A 1,598-nucleotide genomic window follows, 5' to 3' on the forward strand; every position below is an offset into this window, starting at 1 on the left:
CATTCCCGATGGTGTCGATCGCCGCTTTTTTGTGCATCCGTGAACGACTTGACGGATACCCCAGGGGGTATTATTGTTGTCTGTGAACCGGATACCCCCAGGGGTATGAAGGGTAAACTGACCAACCACAAGGAGAACCAATGCTTCTCGAACGAATCTATGACGAGGACCTGGCACAGGCCAGCTACTTCATCGGCTGCCAGGCCAAGGGCGAGGCCCTCGTGGTGGACGCCCGGCGCGACATCCAGGTGTACCGGGACCTTGCCGCAAAAAACGGCATGAAGATCACCGCCGTCACCGAGACCCACATCCACGCCGACTACCTCTCCGGCACCCGGGAGCTGGCCGCCGCCACCGACGCGGAGATTTACGTTTCGGGCGAGGGCGGGCCGGACTGGCAATACGAATTCGAAGCCGAACGCCTCTTTGACCAGTCCACCATCACGCTGGGAAACATCACCGTCACCGCCCTGCACACCCCGGGGCACACCCCCGAACACCTCTCCTTCCTGGTCACCGACGGCGCCTTCAGTGACAAGCCGGGCTTCCTGCTCTCGGGCGACTTCGTCTTCTCCGGGGACCTGGGCCGCCCGGACCTGCTCGACGAGGCCGCCGGCGGTACCGACACCCGTTTCGCCGGGGCCCACGACCTCTTCGTCTCGCTGAAGAACAAGTTCCTGACCCTGCCTGACTACGTCCAGGTCTACCCGGGCCACGGTGCCGGCAGCGCCTGCGGCAAGGCCCTGGGCGCGATCCCGTCCTCCACCGTCGGATATGAGCGCAGCTTCGCCTGGTGGGGTCCGTACCTGGAGGCCAACGACGAGGCGGGGTTCGTCGAGGCCCTGCTTGACGGGCAGCCCGACGCGCACGCCTACTTTGGCCGGATGAAGCGCGAAAACCGCCAGGGTCCGGCCGTCCTGGGCGAACGCGCACCGCTGGCCGAACTGGCCACCGGGGACGTCGCGGCCGCCTTGGCCGCGGATGACATCGGCGTGGTCGACACCCGCCACCACACCGAGGTCCACGAGGGAACCGTCGCAGGGGCACTGAACATTCCCGCCGGCACCAAGGCGGCAAGCTACGGTGCCTGGGCCGTGGACCCGGAAACGGACCAGCGACCGCTGGTGCTCTTGGCTCCCAACAGCGAAACGGCCACCGAGATGTGGGACCACCTCATCCGCGTGGGCATCGACCGCGTCGCCGGATACATCACTTCCCTAGACGGCCTGCCGGTCTACGTGCCCCGCACGATCTCCCCGGCCGACCTGGCAGGGTTCGATGCGGCCATGGTCTTGGATGTGCGCAACAAGACCGAGCACACTGCCGGACACGTGCCCGGCTCCGAACAGCTCAACGCCGGACGGGTGCTCTGGAACACCGACAAGCTTCCGTCCGACGGCGTGATCGTGAGCTTCTGCCAGTCCGGGGTGCGCAACTCCGTGGCCGCCTCCGCCCTGCGCCGGGCCGGGTTCGACGTCGTTGAACTCGAGGGCAGCTACGCCGGATGGGCCGACTGGAAGCAAATGCAGAACGCCTAGGTTCTCCACTGCCCATCCCTCAACAATAAATTCTACGTATCCCCGGTCCCGCATCCCCCT

At 65.8% G+C, this 1,598-nt stretch carries 1 protein-coding gene; it reads left to right on the plus strand.

Translation table 11 applies throughout. The features are described from left to right. Positions 1-140: 140 nt before the first annotated feature. Positions 141-1,538 carry an MBL fold metallo-hydrolase gene (locus ACNPN0_RS18740; protein WP_448938969.1) on the plus strand — a complete coding sequence of 466 codons (1,398 nt, stop codon included), beginning with the start codon at positions 141-143 and terminating at the stop codon, positions 1,536-1,538. Positions 1,539-1,598 lie beyond the last annotated feature (60 nt).

Source organism: Glutamicibacter sp. AGC84 (assembly GCF_053543575.1).